General features: G+C 70.8%; 15 protein-coding genes. 6 read left to right on the top strand and 9 right to left on the bottom strand.

Annotation, left to right across the window (positions count from 1 at the left end; translation table 11 throughout):
- Nucleotides 1-27 precede the first annotated feature (27 nt).
- Together FNV62_RS17670 and FNV62_RS17665 are read right to left on the bottom strand one after the other, a co-directional pair.
- A complete protein-coding gene (locus FNV62_RS17670; RefSeq protein ID WP_144314686.1) occupies nucleotides 28-981 on the bottom strand; it encodes an IS481 family transposase in 954 nt (317 codons plus the stop codon).
- 145 nt (nucleotides 982-1126) lie between these two features.
- The gene (locus FNV62_RS17665; RefSeq protein WP_054230936.1) at nucleotides 1127-1420 is read right to left on the bottom strand and encodes a hypothetical protein; all 294 of its coding nucleotides are present in this window, start codon (nucleotides 1418-1420) and stop codon (nucleotides 1127-1129) included.
- 156 nt (nucleotides 1421-1576) lie between these two features.
- On the opposite strand from FNV62_RS17665, the gene FNV62_RS17660 reads away from it, so the two are divergent.
- Nucleotides 1577-2140 carry a hypothetical protein gene (locus FNV62_RS17660; protein ID WP_054230935.1) on the top strand — a complete coding sequence of 188 codons (564 nt, stop codon included), beginning with the start codon at nucleotides 1577-1579 and terminating at the stop codon, nucleotides 2138-2140.
- Between the two features lie 55 nt (nucleotides 2141-2195).
- Here the strand turns inward: FNV62_RS17660 and FNV62_RS17655 are convergent, their stop codons facing one another.
- From FNV62_RS17655 to FNV62_RS17635, 5 genes are all read right to left on the bottom strand, one after another.
- Nucleotides 2196-3206: an LLM class F420-dependent oxidoreductase gene (locus FNV62_RS17655; RefSeq protein WP_097284471.1), complete on the bottom strand. Its 1011-nt coding sequence runs from the start codon at nucleotides 3204-3206 to the stop codon at nucleotides 2196-2198.
- A gap of 127 nt (nucleotides 3207-3333) precedes the next feature.
- Complete coding sequence (locus FNV62_RS17650) at nucleotides 3334-4170, bottom strand: hypothetical protein (protein ID WP_054230933.1); 837 nt, start codon at nucleotides 4168-4170, stop codon at nucleotides 3334-3336.
- Nucleotides 4171-4328: 158 nt separating this feature from the next.
- Complete coding sequence (locus tag FNV62_RS17645; RefSeq protein ID WP_143613216.1) at nucleotides 4329-5330, bottom strand: N-acetylmuramoyl-L-alanine amidase; 1002 nt, start codon at nucleotides 5328-5330, stop codon at nucleotides 4329-4331.
- A 22-nt stretch (nucleotides 5331-5352) separates the two neighbouring features.
- Nucleotides 5353-6015, bottom strand: coding sequence for a class I SAM-dependent methyltransferase (locus FNV62_RS17640; RefSeq protein ID WP_054230931.1), 663 nt, complete (start codon nucleotides 6013-6015; stop codon nucleotides 5353-5355).
- A gap of 159 nt (nucleotides 6016-6174) precedes the next feature.
- On the bottom strand, nucleotides 6175-7920 hold the full coding sequence (locus FNV62_RS17635) for an MFS transporter (protein ID WP_144315383.1): 1746 nt from the start codon (nucleotides 7918-7920) through the stop codon (nucleotides 6175-6177).
- A gap of 242 nt (nucleotides 7921-8162) precedes the next feature.
- Between FNV62_RS17635 and FNV62_RS17630 the strand changes: the two genes are divergently transcribed.
- The 4 genes from FNV62_RS17630 (at nucleotide 8163) to FNV62_RS17615 (ending at nucleotide 12389) form a co-directional block, all read left to right on the top strand.
- Nucleotides 8163-9356 (top strand): lipid-transfer protein, encoded by a 1194-nt coding sequence (locus FNV62_RS17630; protein WP_144315382.1) that lies wholly within the window; start codon nucleotides 8163-8165, stop codon nucleotides 9354-9356.
- Nucleotides 9357-9508: 152 nt separating this feature from the next.
- The gene (locus FNV62_RS17625) at nucleotides 9509-10936 is read left to right on the top strand and encodes an MFS transporter (RefSeq protein ID WP_143601474.1); all 1428 of its coding nucleotides are present in this window, start codon (nucleotides 9509-9511) and stop codon (nucleotides 10934-10936) included.
- Between the two features lie 77 nt (nucleotides 10937-11013).
- The gene (locus tag FNV62_RS17620) at nucleotides 11014-11553 is read left to right on the top strand and encodes a SigE family RNA polymerase sigma factor (protein ID WP_054230928.1); all 540 of its coding nucleotides are present in this window, start codon (nucleotides 11014-11016) and stop codon (nucleotides 11551-11553) included.
- Entirely contained in the window at nucleotides 11553-12389 is an 837-nt protein-coding gene (locus tag FNV62_RS17615) for a hypothetical protein (protein ID WP_179858152.1), read from the top strand. The genes FNV62_RS17620 and FNV62_RS17615 overlap by 1 nt, the downstream gene beginning before the upstream one ends.
- Nucleotides 12390-12430: 41 nt before the next feature.
- Here FNV62_RS17615 and FNV62_RS17610 read toward each other — a convergent pair whose 3' ends face one another.
- On the bottom strand, nucleotides 12431-13063 hold the full coding sequence (locus FNV62_RS17610) for a response regulator transcription factor (protein WP_143611170.1): 633 nt from the start codon (nucleotides 13061-13063) through the stop codon (nucleotides 12431-12433).
- A 326-nt stretch (nucleotides 13064-13389) separates the two neighbouring features.
- On the opposite strand from FNV62_RS17610, the gene FNV62_RS17605 reads away from it, so the two are divergent.
- The gene (locus FNV62_RS17605; protein ID WP_225900278.1) at nucleotides 13390-14904 is read left to right on the top strand and encodes an alpha-L-arabinofuranosidase B; all 1515 of its coding nucleotides are present in this window, start codon (nucleotides 13390-13392) and stop codon (nucleotides 14902-14904) included.
- On the opposite strand, the gene FNV62_RS17600 is transcribed toward FNV62_RS17605, so the two are convergent.
- A complete protein-coding gene (locus tag FNV62_RS17600) occupies nucleotides 14882-16162 on the bottom strand; it encodes a sensor histidine kinase (RefSeq protein WP_144315381.1) in 1281 nt (426 codons plus the stop codon). The genes FNV62_RS17605 and FNV62_RS17600 overlap by 23 nt on opposite strands.
- Between the last annotated feature and the right edge of the window lie 25 nt (nucleotides 16163-16187).

The raw sequence follows: 16187 nt of genomic DNA, 5'->3' as shown, positions 1-16187 counted from the left end.
TCTGCGGCATGATCGGCCGGACAGGCCCTAGGTGTACTGACCTGTGAGGTTGGGGACGCGGCTGGCGGGTGGTTGGCCCTTGAGCGCGGTGTGTCCGCGGTGGTGATTGTAGGTGTGGAGCCAGACGGGGTATGCCTCGCGTCGCTCGGCTTCGCTCCGGTAGGGCTGTGCGTAGGCCCATTCGTCGAGGAGGGTTCGGTTGAACCTCTCCACTTTCCCGTTGGTCTGGGGCCGGTAGGGGCGGGTGCGTTTGTGTGAAATCCCCGACTCTGCAAGGGAGTTGCGCCAGAGGTGCGATTTGTAGCAGGAGCCGTTGTCGGTCAGGACGCGTTCGACGGTGATCCCGGCCTGGGTGAAGAAGGCGTGGGCGCGGGTCCAGAAGGCGACGGCGGTCTCCTTCTTCTCGTCGGTGAGGATCTCGCTGTAGGCGAGGCGGGAGTGGTCGTCGACGGCGTTGTGGAGGTAGCTGTAGCCGGCGCCGGAGCGGGTCTTGCGGCCCGCCTGGCGTCCGAGGGTCTTGTGTCCGCCGCCGTCGGGGATGTTGCCGAGCTTCTTGATGTCGACGTGCACCAGCTCGCCCGGGCGGTCGCGCTCGTAGCGGCGGATCACCCGGCCGGTGGCCCGGTCCAGGTGCGTGAGCCGGGCCAGGCGGTAGCGGGTCAGGACGCGGTGGACGGTGGCCGGGTTCAGGCCCAGGAGGTAGGCGATGCGGGCCGGTCCCCAGCGGCGCAGCACGCGGACCTTGATGATCCGGCGTTCGGTGCGGGTCGGGGTCCGGCGCGGGCTGCGGTGTGGGCGCGAGGACCGGTCGGCCATGCCTGCCTCGCCGAGTTCGCGGTAGCGGCCGGCCCATCGCTGAGCCGTCGTGGGTGAGACCTGGAAGCGTTCGGCGGCCCGGCGCAGCGTCCAGCCGTCCTCTACGACGCAGCGGGCCAGACGCAGGCGTCCGGTCTCGGTCAGGGGTGCATTACGGTGGAGCACGAGGGCCTTTCGGTCGGTGTAGACGTCGCAATCCACACCGAACCCGGAAGGCCCTCACTCGTTCAAGATCACCCCACCGTGAAACCTGTCACCAACCTCCGTGGACAGAACACCTAGGGCCTGTCGGCAGCCCGGCGGGGGCGGCTCAGTGGCGGTGCATGCGGTTGGCGATGGCGTGGCCGATGAAGAGGTACACGACGGCGGCCAGGCCGTAACCCGCGACCACGCGTGCCCACGCCTTGTCGAAGGTGAACAGGTCGCGGGACCAGCCGGCCAGCCAGCTCGCCACGTTGTGGACGAACTGGACCAGGTCGTTGGCCCGGTTCGCGTCCAGGAGGTACATCAGGATCCACAGGCCGAGGATGACGGCCATCACGTCGGCGACGATCGCGATGACCGTGCCCGCTTGGTTGGAACCGTTGCGATATCGAGGGGACATGACCTCCGGGTTGCCGCGTATGCGTGGATGAAACCCGTGGGGGACGGAACCCGAACGCCTCGCTCGAGTGGCGCAGCGGCCGTGTTCGGGTGAGCCTGCTGGAAGAGCCGTGTCTCCCGGAAACCGGGAGAACCGTTCCCTTCCCCGGAGGACCCCGTGCCCGTACCGATACGGCGCCTCGTCGTGGCGCTCACCGTCTGTTGCGCCCTGCTCGCCGGCGCCACGGCCTGCGGCAGTGGCAGCAGCGCCACCAAGGACACCGCCGCCGTCGTGGCGGCCGCCACCCCGTCCAGCAGCAGCACCGTGGAGAAACAGAAGCTCTCCAAGACCCGCTTCGTGGCGAACGCGGGCCTGGCCGCAGGAGCCACCTACCAGTGGATCGTGAAGCCCTGGAAGGCCGGCAAGTTCAAGAAGGGCGCCAAGGGCCGCAGGACCGCCCTGATCAAGGCGGCCCTGGCCGGCACGTTCGCGTACAACCGGCTCAAGGCCGCGAAGAGGAACGCCGAGGGCGACCCCACTCTCTCCAAGGCTCTCGCCCCGCTCAGCGCCGGCATCGACTCCCTCAAGAACCTGCCGTCCAAGCTCCGCAAGGGCGACTCGACGGACGCGACCGCGGGTGCCTTCGACGACATCATCAACAAGGTGAAGGACGCGGGCAAGAGCGCGGGCGCCCCGGTCACCGACAAGGTGCCGTCGGCCTCGCAGCTGTCCGGCGGCTGAGCCCCGCCCGCCGTGCCGCCCCTGGGAGTTGAGCTCGGCGAGGACCGTGCCGGGGCTAGGAGTTGAGCTCGGCGAGGACCCGTAGCGTGTGAGGGTCCGGTGACAGGACCAGCAGGTCCGTCACCGGGCCCTTGCGCCACAACTCCAGCCGCTCGGCGATGCGTTCTCGCGGTCCGACGAGGGAGATCTCGTCGGCGAACGCGTCCGGGACGGCGAGCACCGCTTCCTGGCGGCGTCCGGCGAGGAACAGCTCCTGGATGAGCCGGGCCTCCTCCTCGTACCCCATCCGTGCCATCAGATCGGCGTGGAAGTTGCGCGCCGCGTGCCCCATCCCGCCGATGTAGAAGCCGAGCATCGCCTTCACGGGCAGCAGCCCTTTGGCGACGTCGTCGCAGACGCGGACGTGGGCCATGGGGGCGACGAGGAAGTCGGCGGGGAGATCGCTCAGCGCGGCCTCGTAGGCCCCTGGGCGGGTCGGCGACCAGTACAGCGGCAGCCAGCCGTCCGCGATCCGGGTCGTCTGCGCGATGTTCTTCGGTCCCTCGGCGCCGAGCAGGATCGGCAGGTCGGCGCGGAGCGGATGCGTGATCGGCTTCAGCGGCTTGCCGAGCCCGGTGCCGTCCTCGCCCCGGTAGGGGTGCTGGTGGAAGCGGCCGTCGAGCTCGACGGGCCCTTCGCGCCGGAGGACCTGGCGTACGACGTCGACGTACTCCCGCGTCGCGGTCAGCGGCGACTTCGGGAACGGACGCCCGTACCAGCCCTCCACGACCTGTGGCCCCGACAGCCCGAGGCCGAGCATCATGCGCCCGCCCGAGAGGTGGTCGAGGGTGAGCGCGTGCATCGCGGTGGTGGTGGGGGAGCGGGCGGCCATCTGCGCGACGGCCGTGCCGAGCCGGATACGGGTCGTGTGCGCGGCGATCCAGGTCAGCGGGGTGAAGACGTCCGAGCCCCAGGACTCGGCGGTCCACACGGAGTGATAGCCGAGCCGCTCCGCCTCCTGGGCGAGCGGCAGATGGTCCGCGGAGGGGCCGCGCCCCCAGTAGCCGAGTGCGAGGCCGAGCCGCATGAACCCTCCAGGTGTTTGGTTCTGACGGGACGTCAGTCACGTGCGGGCCAGGCGACTGTACGGCAACGGCCCCCCGCCCGGAAGGACGAGGGGCCGTCGGAGGCCGTACGGGAGCGGACGAGGCGGGTCAGCCGCGCTGGATCCCGGAGGTGTCCTGCAGCACGCCGCGACGGCCGTCCTGCGTCTGCGCCACCAGATTCGCGCCGCGCTGCTCCACGGCCAGGTACCAGGTACCCGGCGCGAGTTCGGCGATCGGCGTCTGCGAACCGTCCTCCGCGAACAGCGGACGCGGCACCGGTACGGCGAACCAGAACGGCGAGAAGTCACCGGCGGGCGGCTGCGGTTGCGGGGTCGGCGCCTGCTGCGGCTGGCTGGGCTGACCGCCGAACGCCTGCGCCTGCTGCGGCTGACCGCCGAAGGCCTGACCCGGCTGCTGGGCACCGGGGTAGCCGTAGCCCCCGGGCGGCTGGGCGCCGTAGGGCTGGGGCGCGGCGGGCTTGGGGGCGGGGACGAGCGCGGCCTGCAGGGCCGGGACGAGCGGGGTGGCGATGGCGCCGGCGGCCATGATCAGCGTCGCGATGAACGCGAGGATGAGGCCGGTGCCGGCGCTGACGCCCGCGTCCGAGGCGCTGCCGACGTTGTCGACGCCGCCCATCGGGTCGAAGACGTTCCCGAGCGCGCTCCACGCGGCGAAGACCGTGAAGGCGACGCCGAACTGGCCGAGGTCGAGTCCGACGATCTTGGGCACCTGCGGCAGGCCGTGGGAGACGACGACCAGCGCGGCCCCGATGAGGCCGGCCAGGACCACGCCCAGCAGCAGCGGTCCGCTCGACCAGGCGCTGGGGATGCTGGCACCGCTAGAGGCCCCGTCGATCGAAAAAATGTCGAGGAACGACGCGATGAACAGCAATACCGCTGCTCCGATCACCACGCCGTCGCCTCGAGTGAGGGAGCGGATATTCACTTCAGGTCCTTCGTCAGTCGTCTCGTCGTCGGTGGAGGCGTCGCTGACACCATGTCGCCGTAAGGCCCTGGTGTGAAGCGCGGGGGTGGCCCCTCATCGTAGGGACGACACTATCGCCCGTCCGATCAGGGTGTCCGTCGGGTTCGATCCGCCGATCACTACCCGCGCAGGAAACTCACGATTCCCTCAGAGATCCCACGTGCCGCCTTCTGCCGCCATGCGCCACTGGTCAGCAACGCAGCGTCCTTGCTATCGCGCATGTTGCCGCACTCGATGAACACCTTGGGAACCGTTGACAGATTGAGACCGCCGAGATCACTGCGGACGTCGAGTCCGGTGCCGCCGCCGACGTAGTTGGAGGGCGCGCTGCCGGTGTCGCGGACGAAGTTGCCCGCGATGCGCTCGCCGAGATCGCGGGAGGGGGCGACGATCGCACGGGTGTCGGCGCCGCCGGAGTGGACGGACGCGGGAAGGATGACGTGGAAGCCGCGGTTGCCGGCCGCGGAGCCGTCCGCGTGGATGGAGACGACCGCGTCGGCGTGCGCGTCGTTGCCGAGGCGGGCCCGCTCGTCGACGCACGGGCCCCAGGAACGGTCGCCGTCCTGGGTGAACTTCACCGTGGCGCCCTCCTGTTGCAGGAGCGTACGCAGCCGGCGGGCGACGTCGAGCGTGAACCGGGCTTCCGTGTAACCCGCGTTGGTCGACGTGCCGGTCGTGTCGCACTCCTTCCAGTTGGTGCCGATGTTCACCTTGCGGTTGATGTCGGCCGAGTGCTGGAAGTTGCCGGGGTTGTGGCCCGGGTCGATGACGACGACCTTGCCCTTGAGGGGCCCCGCGGCGGCGGGCAGGTCCGAGGCCGCGGGAGTGGCGGGGCCGGAGAAGGTCGAGCTCGGCGGCTTCCCGTCGTCCGTCCCGGACGCGCTCGGTGTCCGCGCCGCGGCGGAGGCGGATCCGGGTGCCGCGGAGGAAGCCCCGGGTGCGCCCGAGGAGGTCGTCGACGTGGCGGACGTACTGCCCCCGCCGCCCGAGTCACCCACCGCCTGCCACACCAGCCACCCCACCAGCGCACCCGGCACCAGCGCGGCGACCGCCACCGTCATCGGCCCACGCCGGGAGCGGCGGGGGCCGGGAGGATCGAAGTCAGGACCTACGTACGACACGTCAGCGACTCTAACCGCGCTCTCAGATCCCCGCTCCCGTTCGCCGCAGGACGCGCAGTGAGTCGGTCGCCGAGACCTCGGTGAACGCGCCGGACTCCAGGGCCCGGAGGTAGACGCGGTAGGGGGCCTGGCCGGTGAACTCGTCGGCCGGGTCGGGGAACACGTCGTGGATGAGGAGCAGGCCGCCCTCGGCGACGTGCGGCGCCCAGCCCTCGTAGTCGCCGGAGGCGTGCTCGTCCGTGTGGCCGCCGTCGATGAAGACGAGACCGAGGGGCGTGCGCCAGAAGGCGGCGATCTGCGGTGAACGGCCGACCATCGCGACCACCTGGTCCTCCAGACCCGCCTTGTGGAGGGTGCGGCGGAAGGTGGGAAGGGTGTCCATCCGGCCGATCTCGGGGTCGACCGTGGCCGGGTCGTGGTACTCCCACCCGGGCTGCTGCTCCTCGCTGCCCCGGTGGTGGTCGACGGTGATCGCCGTCACCCCGGCCGCGCGCGCCGCGTCCGCGAGCAGGATCGTGGAGCGCCCGCAGTACGTGCCGACCTCCAGCAGGGGCAGTCCGAGCCGGCCCGCATCGAGGGCGGCCTCGTACACCGCGAGCCCCTCACGGAGCGGCATGAACCCCTTCGCGGCCTCGAAGGCGGCCAGGATCTCCGGCTTGGGTGCCGCGGGCGTGGGGTCCTGCATCGGGAGTCCTCCATCGGGTGCGAACGGCAGCGTCGCACGTCTGCCTGTGCGGGTCCGCGCGTACGTGCCTGTGAGCGCCCCATGGTGCACCACACCCCCGCCGCGGCGGGGACGGGGGTGTGGTGCGGTGGGGCCGGGCCCCAGGGTCTGCCGTTCGGGTCAGGCCTGGGCCGGGACGGTCTCGCTCGGCAGCGCGAGGTCCAGCTCGACGGGGCGGTCGTCGCCGGAGTGGGTCGCCGAGGAGGCGAGCGGGCCGTGGCCCGGTGCCCTGGCGGCGAGGACGTACGCGCCCTCGGCGGGCACGGCGAGCACATAGCTGCCGTCCGCCTCGGAGAGCGTGGCGCCCGCCTGGCGACCGCGGCGGTCGATCAGGGTGACCTTGGCACGGGCGACCGTGCCGCCGTCGGCGTCCAGCACCCGGCCGCGGAAGCCGCGGAGCACCTCCTGGGCGCGTTCCAGGGCCGCGTCCTCCTCGCTGCTCGCGCGCAGCTGCGGCTTGGTCGCCGGGCGGCGGCCCGGCAGCAGCAGGGCGAAGAGCAGACCGATGGCGACCGCCCCGGTGGCGATCAGGAAGGAGACCCGGAAGCCGTGCATGGTGGGGACCTCGAGGCCCCCGACGTTGTTCGCGGTGTTGGCCAGGACCATGCCGATGACGGCGCTGGAGACCGACGTGCCGATCGAGCGCATCAGGGTGTTGAGGCCGTTGGCCGCGCCCGTCTCCGAGGCCGGGACGGAGCCGACGATCAGCGCGGGCAGCGAGGAGTAGGCGAGGCCGATGCCCGCGCCCAGGACCACCGAGATCACGATGGTCTGCCAGGCGGCGCTCATCAGACCGAGGCCGGCGCCGTAGCCGATCGCGATGATCAGCATGCCGAGGATCAGGGTGACCTTGGGGCCGTACTTGGCGGAGATCCGGGCGTAGACCGGCGCGGTGAACATCATCGTCAGGCCGAGCGGCGCCACGCACAGACCCGCGACCACCATCGACTGGCCGAGGCCGTAGCCGGTGGCCTTCGGCAGCTGGAGCAGCTGCGGCAGGACGAGCGAGACGACGTAGAAGGAGACGCCGACCATGATCGAGGCGAGGTTGGTGAAGAGCACCGAGCGGCGGGCGGTGGTGCGCAGGTCGACCAGCGGCGCCTTCACGCGCAGTTCCATCACGCCCCACAGGAGCAGGACGACGGCCGACGCGGCGAACAGGCCGAGCGTGGTGGTCGAGGTCCAGCCCCAGTCGCTGCCCTTGGTGATCGGCAGCAGGAAGAGGACGAGGCCCGCGGACAGGCCCGCCGCGCCCAGTCCGTCGAAGGTGCCCTCGGCGCGCATCGGGGACTCCGGTACGGCGACGAGGGTCAGGACGATCGCGACGGCGCCGAGACCGGCGGCGAGGAAGAAGAGGGCGTGCCAGTCGGCGTGCTGCGCGACCAGGGCCGCGACCGGCAGCGCGAGTCCGCCGCCGACGCCGATGGAGGAGCTCATGAGGGCCATCGCCTCGCCGAGCTTCTCGCGGGGCAGCATGTCGCGCATCAGGCCGATGCCGAGCGGGATCGCGCCCATGGCGAAGCCCTGCAGGGCGCGGCCGACGATCATCACCAGCAGTGTGCTGGTGAAACCGGCTATGAGCGAGCCGACGACCATCACGGACAGGCTCGCGAGCAGCATCCGCCGCTTGCCGTAGAGGTCACCGAGCCGACCCATGATCGGTGTGGCCACGGCTCCCGCGAGCAGCGTCGAGGTCATCACCCAGGTGGCGTTGCTGGGTGCGGTGCCCAGCAGCTCCGGCAGGTCCTTGATGACCGGAACGAGCAGGGTCTGCATCACCGCGACAACGATGCCCGCGAAGGCCAGCACCGGCACGATCGCGCCGCCGGGCCTCCGGGTGGGCTGGTCGGTCGTCGTGTGCGTCATTGCGTGAGGCCTCCAGGCCAAAAGAGAGAGGGAGGAAGGAGGGGAGGAGCGGTGGACGTCCGTGCGGGACTCCGTGCGGGACCGCGCGGGATTGCGTGCGGGATACGTGCATCAGGAACCCGGTGCGCCTGGGCAACTATTCCGATGCTTCGGCGTACTAACAAAATCTTGACCTTCCCATGAGGAACTGACCCGGCATCAGACCTGGCGGCCAAGTGAAACGTGTTCTAGTCTGGCGCGCCATGAAGGCCTACGTCGCCGGGGTCGGGATGACCAGGTTCGAGAAGCCCGAGACCCGTGATTGGCAGTATTGGGACATGGCACGAGAGGCGGGGAGTGCCGCGCTCGCGGACGCCGGGATCGCGTACGCCGAGGTGGAACAGGTTCCTGTCGGCTACTGCTTCCAGCCCTCGACCGCCGGCCAGCGCGCCGCGTACGAACTCGGCCTGACCGGCGTCCCCGTCTACAACGTCAACAACAACTGCGCCACCGGATCGAGCGCGCTGATGCTGGCCCGGCAGTTCGTCGAGGGCGGGGTCGCGGACTGTGTGCTCGCGCTGGGCTTCGAGAAGATGAAGCGCGGGGCGCTGGGGGGCGGTGCGGACGGGGGAGACTTCTCGACGTCTCCGGTGGCCCGCCACTACGGCGTCATGGCCGCCCGGCACGGCTTCGAGATGTCCCCGCCCACCGCGCAGATCTTCGGCGACGCGGCGCGCGAGCACATGGAGAAGTACGGCACCACCGAGGCACAGCTCGCCGCCGTCGGCGCCAAGAACCACCGCCACTCGGCGAACAATCCCTACGCCCAGTTCCAGGACGTGTACGGGGTCGACGAGATCCTCGCCGCCCGGGTCGTGCACCGGCCGCTGACGAAACTCCAGTGCTCGCCCACCTCGGACGGGGCCGCCGCCGCGGTCGTCGTGTCCGAACGGTTCCTGGAGCGGCACGAGCCGGCGCGCCAGGCCGTCGAGATCGTCGCGCAGGCCATGACCACCGACACCGAGGAGTCCTTCGCGTCCGGCTCCTGCGTCGACGTCGTCGGACAGCCGATGTCGCGGGAGGCCGCGCGCCAGGTGTACGAGCGGTCGGGACTCGGCATCGACGACGTGGACGTCGTGGAACTGCACGACTGCTTCTCCATCAACGAGCTGCTGACCTACGAGGCGCTCGGGATGTGCGAGGAGGGGGAGTCCGGCGAGCTCGTCGAGTCGGGGGCCACGACGTACGGCGGGCGGTGGGTCGTGAACCCGTCCGGCGGGCTGATCTCCAAGGGACATCCGCTGGGGGCGACCGGGATCGCCCAAGTGGCCGAGCTGGTATGGCAGTTGAGGGGCGAGGCGGGGCTCCGGCAGGTGTCGGGCGCACGGGTCGGGCTCGCCCACAACATCGGGCTGGGCGGGGCGGCGGTGGTCACGCTGCTACGGGCGGCGGGCTGATCACCAAGGGTCCGCTCGAGGCTGCCGCGATGTTCGGGCTGCCGCGATGTTCGAGGCCGCCTCGGTGTCGGGTGCACGGGTGGCCCTAGGACCTGTGGCCCAGGGCGAGTGCGGCGAAATCCCGATGCAAGGACCGTAGGGCGGTTGAGAGCATGACACTCATGCTTCGAGCCGCGGAAGACACCCGAATATCAGCTCGCGTCGCGCCGCCCACCTGGCTGGTGGTGGCGCTCGCCTGCGCCGGACAGTTCCTCGTGGTGCTCGACGTGTCCGTCGTGAACGTGGCGCTGCCGTCCATGCGGACCGACCTGGGGCTGAGCGCGCCGGGGCTGCAGTGGGTGGTCAACGCGTACGCGATCGCCTTCGCCGGGTTCATGCTGCTCGGCGGGCGGGCCGGTGACCTCTACGGGCGCAAGCGGATGTTCCTGGTGGGGCTCGCGCTGTTCACGGTGGCCTCGCTGGGCGGCGGGCTCGCCCAGGCGGGCTGGCAGTTGCTGGTCGCGCGGGCCGCGCAGGGGCTCGGAGCGGCGGTGCTCGCGCCCTCGACGCTGACGATCCTCACCTCGGCGGTCCCGGAGGGCGCCGCCCGCGCGCGGGCCATCGCGACCTGGACGGCGGTCGGCGCCGGGGGCGGGGCGGCCGGTGGTCTGGTCGGCGGGCTGCTGGTGGACGGGCTGTCGTGGCGGTGGGTGCTGCTGATCAACGTGCCGGTCGGCGCGGTGGTGCTGGCGGGCGCCGCACGGTGGCTCGTGGAGAGCCGGGCCGGGGACGGGCGGCGGCTCGACCTGCCGGGCGCGCTGCTGGTGACGGCGGGGCTCGCGACCCTCGCGTACGGGATCGTGCAGACCGAGGCGGAGGGGTGGGCGGCGGCCGCGACCCTCGTACCGCTGTGTGCCGGGCTCGCGCTGATCGGCCTGTTCCTCCTGGTCGAGGCGCGGACGCGGGTGCCGCTGATGCCGCTGCGCCTGCTCGGTGTGCGGGCGGTGGCGTCGGCGAACGCGGCCATGTTCGTGTGCGGCTCCGCGATGTTCTGCATGTGGTTCTTCATGACGCTGTACGCGCAGAACGTGCTCGGCTACTCGCCGCTGGGCGCCGGGCTCGCGCTGGTGCCGAGCTCACTGGCGGTGGTCCTCGGCTCGAAACTCGCACCGCGGCTCATGCCGGTGGTCGGGGCGCGCAACGTCGCCGTCATCGGGTCGCTGGTCGCCGCGGCGGGCTTCGGCTGGCAGTCGACGATGACGGCCGACGGCTCCTACCTGACGGCGATCATGTTCCCCGGGATCCTGATGATGGCGGGCGCGGGGCTGGCCGCCACCCCGCTCGCCTCGCTCGCGACCTCGGGCGCGGCGCCGGGGGACGCCGGTCTGGTGTCCGGGCTGGTCAACACCTCCCGCACGATGGGCGGTTCACTCGGACTCGCCGTCATGTCGACCATCGCGGCCTCGCGTACGGGGAGCGGCGCGTCGGCGCAGGCACTGACGGCGGGATACGCGCTGGCCTTCCGTACGGGCGGGTACGTACTGCTCGGCGGGGCGGTGCTGATGCTGCTGTGGCTGCCCTCGAAGATCTCCGCTCGCTGAGGCCGCCGAAGATCTCCTGCGGTCGGGGCAACGAAATCCGGTCCTCGTGGACTCCTTTGTACATCTAGGAGGTGCCCATGGGGGATCGGAAGCAGGCTCGGGACGAGGAGTTCCAGCGCTTTGTCATCGGCCGCTGGCCGCGGTTGATGCGTACGGCATTTCTCCTTACGGGGGAGCAGCACGCCGCCGAGGACCTGGTCCAGACGACGCTGGAGCAGGTCTATGTGGCCTGGCGCAGGGTCGGCGCGGCCGACGACCCGGAGGCCTACGTACGGCGCGTGATGATCAACGCGCATGCCCGCAAACACCGCAGAAGGCTCAAGGAGTTCCTGGCGCCGAAGGACGACTCGGGGCTCACGCACGAACTGCCCGACCAAGGTGACCGGATCGCCCAGGCCGACGACCGCAGCGCCCTGCTGACGGCGCTCGTCCAACTGCCGCCGCGCCAGCGCGAGGCGGTGGTCCTGCGGTACTGGGAGGACCTGAGCGAGAGCCAGGCGGCGGAGGCGATGGGTTGTTCGGTGGGCGCGGTGAAGAGCAACGCGGCGAAGGGGATCGCGAAGCTGCGCGCCATACCGGGCCTGGCGGACATGGTGACGCACGGAGGGCGGAAGTGATGAGCGCGGACCGGGAGACGAACCACGACATGACACACAGGGACATCGCCTTCCTGCTGGCCGACGCCGCGGACGAGGCGGAGATCGGCATAGCCCCCTACCAGGCGGTGGTCCGCGGTGGCCGCCGCCGCAAGGCCCGCCGCTGGGCACTGGCGGCAGCGGCGGCGCTGGTGATCGCCGGTTCGACGGGGACGCTGGCGCTGGCCGGGGTGACGGGCGGCGACGCGCAGAAGGTCGCGCCGGCGGCGACACGGCCGCCGGCGGGCGACGAACGGCATGTGTACGAGCCGCAGCGCAGCGACCTGGCCAGGGGAACCGAGCACGGCAAGAAGTGGAAGGTCGTCATCGACGTCTGGGGAGCGCCCCGGAACAAGGCGGAGGCGCAGGGTCAACTGGACGCGATGACCGGGTCCGGGCTCGGCAAGCCGTGGGTGAACGTGCGCGACGCTTCCGAGCTCATCGGCAAGAGCTCGTACTTCGTCCGCCTGACCTTGGACGGCAAGGCGTCGATCAAGTTGCTGGGAGCGTTCGAGAAGGGCGACACCATGGCGGGCACGGACCTCACGTCCGGCGCGATGCCGCTGGACACCAGTGGGACGGCGACGAGCAGGACCGACCAGCGGCTCGTGGTCGGTCAGGTCGCCACCACCGCCCAGGAGGTCACCTGCACCTGGGACGACGGCTCGACGACCGAGGCGTCGAGGCCCTCCCCGGGCACGGGCATCGTCGGGGACTTCGAGGATGCGATCCGCCCGGCGGACGGTTCCCGGTCCGACTGGTTCGTCTGCCTGGGACCGGAGGGAAGGACCTACAAGGCGGCGGCGGTGACGAAGTAGGGCCCTGGCGCGCGGTGCGGCGGGCGGCCGGCGGTCGGCGGTCAGAGCCAGCCCTGTTGGCGGGCCTCCCGCATCGCCTCCATGCGGTTGCGGGTGCTCGTCTTGCCGATCGCGGAGGAGAGGTAGTTGCGGACGGTCGACTCGGAGAGATGGAGCTTGGAGGCGATGTCGGCGACGGTGGCGCCGTCCACCGAGGCCTTCAGGACGTCGCACTCACGGGCGGTGAGCGGATTGGGTCCGGCGCTCAACGCGGCGGCGGCGAGCGCCGGGTCGATGACCGTCTCGCCGGTCAGCACCCGCCGGATCGCCTCGGCCAGGTCCTCCACGGGGCCGTCCTTGACCAGGAAACCGGCGGCGCCCGCCTCCATCGCGCGCCGCAGATACCCGGGCCGGCCGAAGGTGGTGAGGATCAACACGCGGCAGTCCGGCGCCTGTTCGCGCAGTACGGCGGCGGCGTCCAGACCGCTCATCCCGGGCAGCTCGATGTCCAGCAGGGCCACGTCCGGGCGGTGGGTCAGCGCCGCGTCCACGATGGCGTCGCCCGCCGCGAGCTGGGCGACGACCTCGATGTCCGGCTCCATCCCCAGCAACAGGGCGAGCGCGCCGCGCATCATTCCCTGATCCTCGGCAAGCAGGACACGCACGGACTTCGTGGGCCGGTGGTCCCGGGGCATCTCGTTCACGGGGCCAAGCGTAAGGCGGGGGAAGGCGCGTGACCCGTCGTGGTGCGCACTTCGCCGGAAACTAAAAACTCTCCATGGTTCGACTCCGCGCGTCTTGACGGCCCTTGACTCCGGGCAAACAATCGCCTCGACATTCCGTGATCGCCTTTGCCGATCCTGTCCCGAGCCGATATTCGCAAACGTTCGACATTTCGACCGGGAATTGTTCGGCATTTCGATCGAACGATGTCCGGTATTTCGACCGGGTACCCGCACTGTCCTACCAGGAACGGAAGAGGTGCATTGTGTTACCAAGATCGTCGCGCCCGAGAAGCGCCGTGCTGGCCGTGCTGTCGGTGCTGGCGGCCGTCGTCGCGCTCGCCGTCGGCACCCCGGCGGCCACCGCCGCGGGATCGCTGCCCTGTGACGTCTACGCCGCCGCGGGCACGCCCTGTGTCGCCGCGCACAGCCTCGTCAGAGCGCTCTACTCGTCGTACAACGGCTCGCTCTACCAGGTGCAGCGCGCCTCCGACAGCGCCACCGCGAACATCGGTCTCCTGGCGGCCGGCGGGTACGCGAACGCGGCGGCACAGGACTCCTTCTGCTCCGGCACCACCTGCGTCATCACCAAGATCTACGACCAGTCCGCGCGCCACAACGACCTCACCGTCGAGGGTGCGGGCGGGGCGGGCGCGGCCGACGTCGGGGCGCCCGCGGACGCGCTGCCGGTGACCGTCGGCGGCCACCAGGTCTACGGCCTGGAGATCTCGGCCGGCATGGGTTACCGGGACAACTCCACCTCGGGCGTGGCCACCAACGGGGCGGCCGAGGGGATGTACATGGTGACCTCCGGCACCCATGTCAACGGCAGCTGCTGCTTCGACTACGGCAACGCCGAGACCAACAACAAGGACACCGGCAACGGCCACATGGACGCGATCAACTTCGGCACCGAGTGCTGGTTCTCGCCCTGTTACGGCCAGGGCCCCTGGGTGCAGGCCGACCTGGAGAACGGCCTGTTCCAGTCGGACTCCGGCTACAGCAAGAACACGTCGAACACCGGCACCGGATCGATGCCGTTCGTGACCGCTTTGCTGAAGAACAACGGTCAGAACCATTTCGCGCTGAAATACGGCAACGCCCAATCGGGCGGCCTCACGACCACTTATTCCGGGGGTGAACCCACCACCAGTGGTTACTCGCCCATGCATCAGGAGGGCGCGATCGTCCTGGGCACCGGCGGCGACAACAGCAACGGTTCCATCGGGTCCTTCTTCGAGGGCGTCATGACCTCGGGCATCCCGACGGACGCCGCCGACGACTCCGTCCAGGCCAACATCGTCTCCGTCGGCTACGGCGGTGCGACCGGCAGCACCGGCTCGCTGACGGCCGGGTCGGAGATCTCGCTGCGCGCGACCACCTCGTGCTGCACGACCGACTACATCCGCCACCAGAACAACGCGGCGGTCATCTCGGCCATCACGTCGAGCAGTTCGACGCTCGACAAGGGCGACGCCACCTGGATCGTCCGCAGGGGCCTCGCCGACAGCTCCTGCTACTCCTTCGAGTCACGCAACTACCCGGGCGACTTCCTGCGGCACTTCAACTACCAGCTCTACCGACAACCCATGGTCGGCACCACGCAGTTCAGACAGGACGCCACGTTCTGCGCCGGGACCGGCAAGAGCGGGACGGGGTCCTCGTTCGCTTCGTACAACTACCCGACGAGATACCTCCGGCACTACAACTACAACGTCTACATAGCCAGTGACGGCGGCTCGAACACCTTCGACAGCGCCACCTCGTGGACGGACGACGTGAGCTGGGCGGTCACGGCTCCCTGGGCGCCGTAGCCACCGAAGAGGACGCCAAGTCCGCCGCGTCCACCGGAAGTTCGGCGGTCACCGTGAAGCCGCCGCGTGGCGACGGGCCGGCCGTGAGCGACCCGCCCGCCGCCGCGAGGCGTTCCGTCAGGCCCTTCAGACCGGTGCCGCCGATGCCCTCGGCGGGACCGGTCGCGGAGGCGCCCGTGCCGGTGCCGTCGTCCGTGACGGTCAGGCGGACATGGCCGCCCGGTACGCCCTCGACGGTGATCTCGCAGCGGGTCGCGCCGCTGTGCCGTACGACGTTCGTCACCGCCTCCCGCACCACCCAGCCCAGCAGGGCCTCGCTCTGCGGGGTCAGCGGGGCGCCGGACTGGCGGACCACGGGGTCGACGCTCGCCGCGGACAGGGCGGAGCGGGCCCGGTCCAGTTCCGTGGTGAGGCTGCCCTCGCGGTAGCCGGTCACCGCCTCGCGGATCTCGGTCAGCGCCTGCCGGCCCACGGACTCGATGTCCGTGATCTGCGTGAGGGCCGCGTCCAGGTCGCGCGGGGCCAGTCGGCGGGCCGCCTCCGACTTCACCACGATGACGGAGAGCGTGTGGCCGAGCAGGTCGTGCAGGTCGCGGGAGAAGCGCAGGCGTTCCTTCTCCACGGCACGGCGGGCCAGCTCCTCGCGGGCGGCGCGCAGCTCCCGTACGGCCTCGGAGAGGGAGAGGATCGCCGCCGTCACCATGGTGGACAGGAAGGTGCCGTAGGCGACGTTCACCGCGTCCCAGCCCGCGCGGAAGAAGGAGACCGCCGCCGCGAGCGCGGTCAGGCCGAGACCGATCTGACCGAGCCGCGGGCCCCGCAGCACCGCGCCGGTGGCCAGGCCGAGCAGCGGGAAGAAGTACAGCCAGCTGCCGCCGTAGCCGAGGGCCAGCCCGCAGGTGACCAGGCCCATCAGGACGAGGGCCACCTTGGTGGAGCGGGCCTCGCGGGCCTCTTTCACGAAGGAGCGGAACGTCACGTAGATGTAGAGGGAGTTGAAGGCGAACAGACCCAGGCCGCCGATCCAGGGGTTCGCGGTCTTGCCCTGGAGGAGGTTGGAGAAGGAGCCCATCCCCATCAGCAGCCACGGCAGCAGCGCGAAGCCGGTGGGTGGCGGCCCCGGGTTCTCGGGCATCTTCCCGCCGCTCCTGCGGGCGGCCCGCTGCTCGGCCTTGAAGCGTTCCATGTCGGCCCGCCAGCGCGCCCGCGCCGCCCGCCACCCCTTCACCTGGCAGGTGACCTCTCGTATCCAGGACATGTCCCCGCTCCCCCTTCGGACGTTC

Origin of the sequence: Streptomyces sp. RLB3-17, assembly GCF_007113425.2 — a bacterium.
GTDB classification, from domain to species: domain Bacteria; phylum Actinomycetota; class Actinomycetes; order Streptomycetales; family Streptomycetaceae; genus Streptomyces; species Streptomyces mirabilis_D.
Note: the sequence above shows the minus strand (reverse complement) of the source record. Positions and strands in the feature narration are given on the sequence as shown.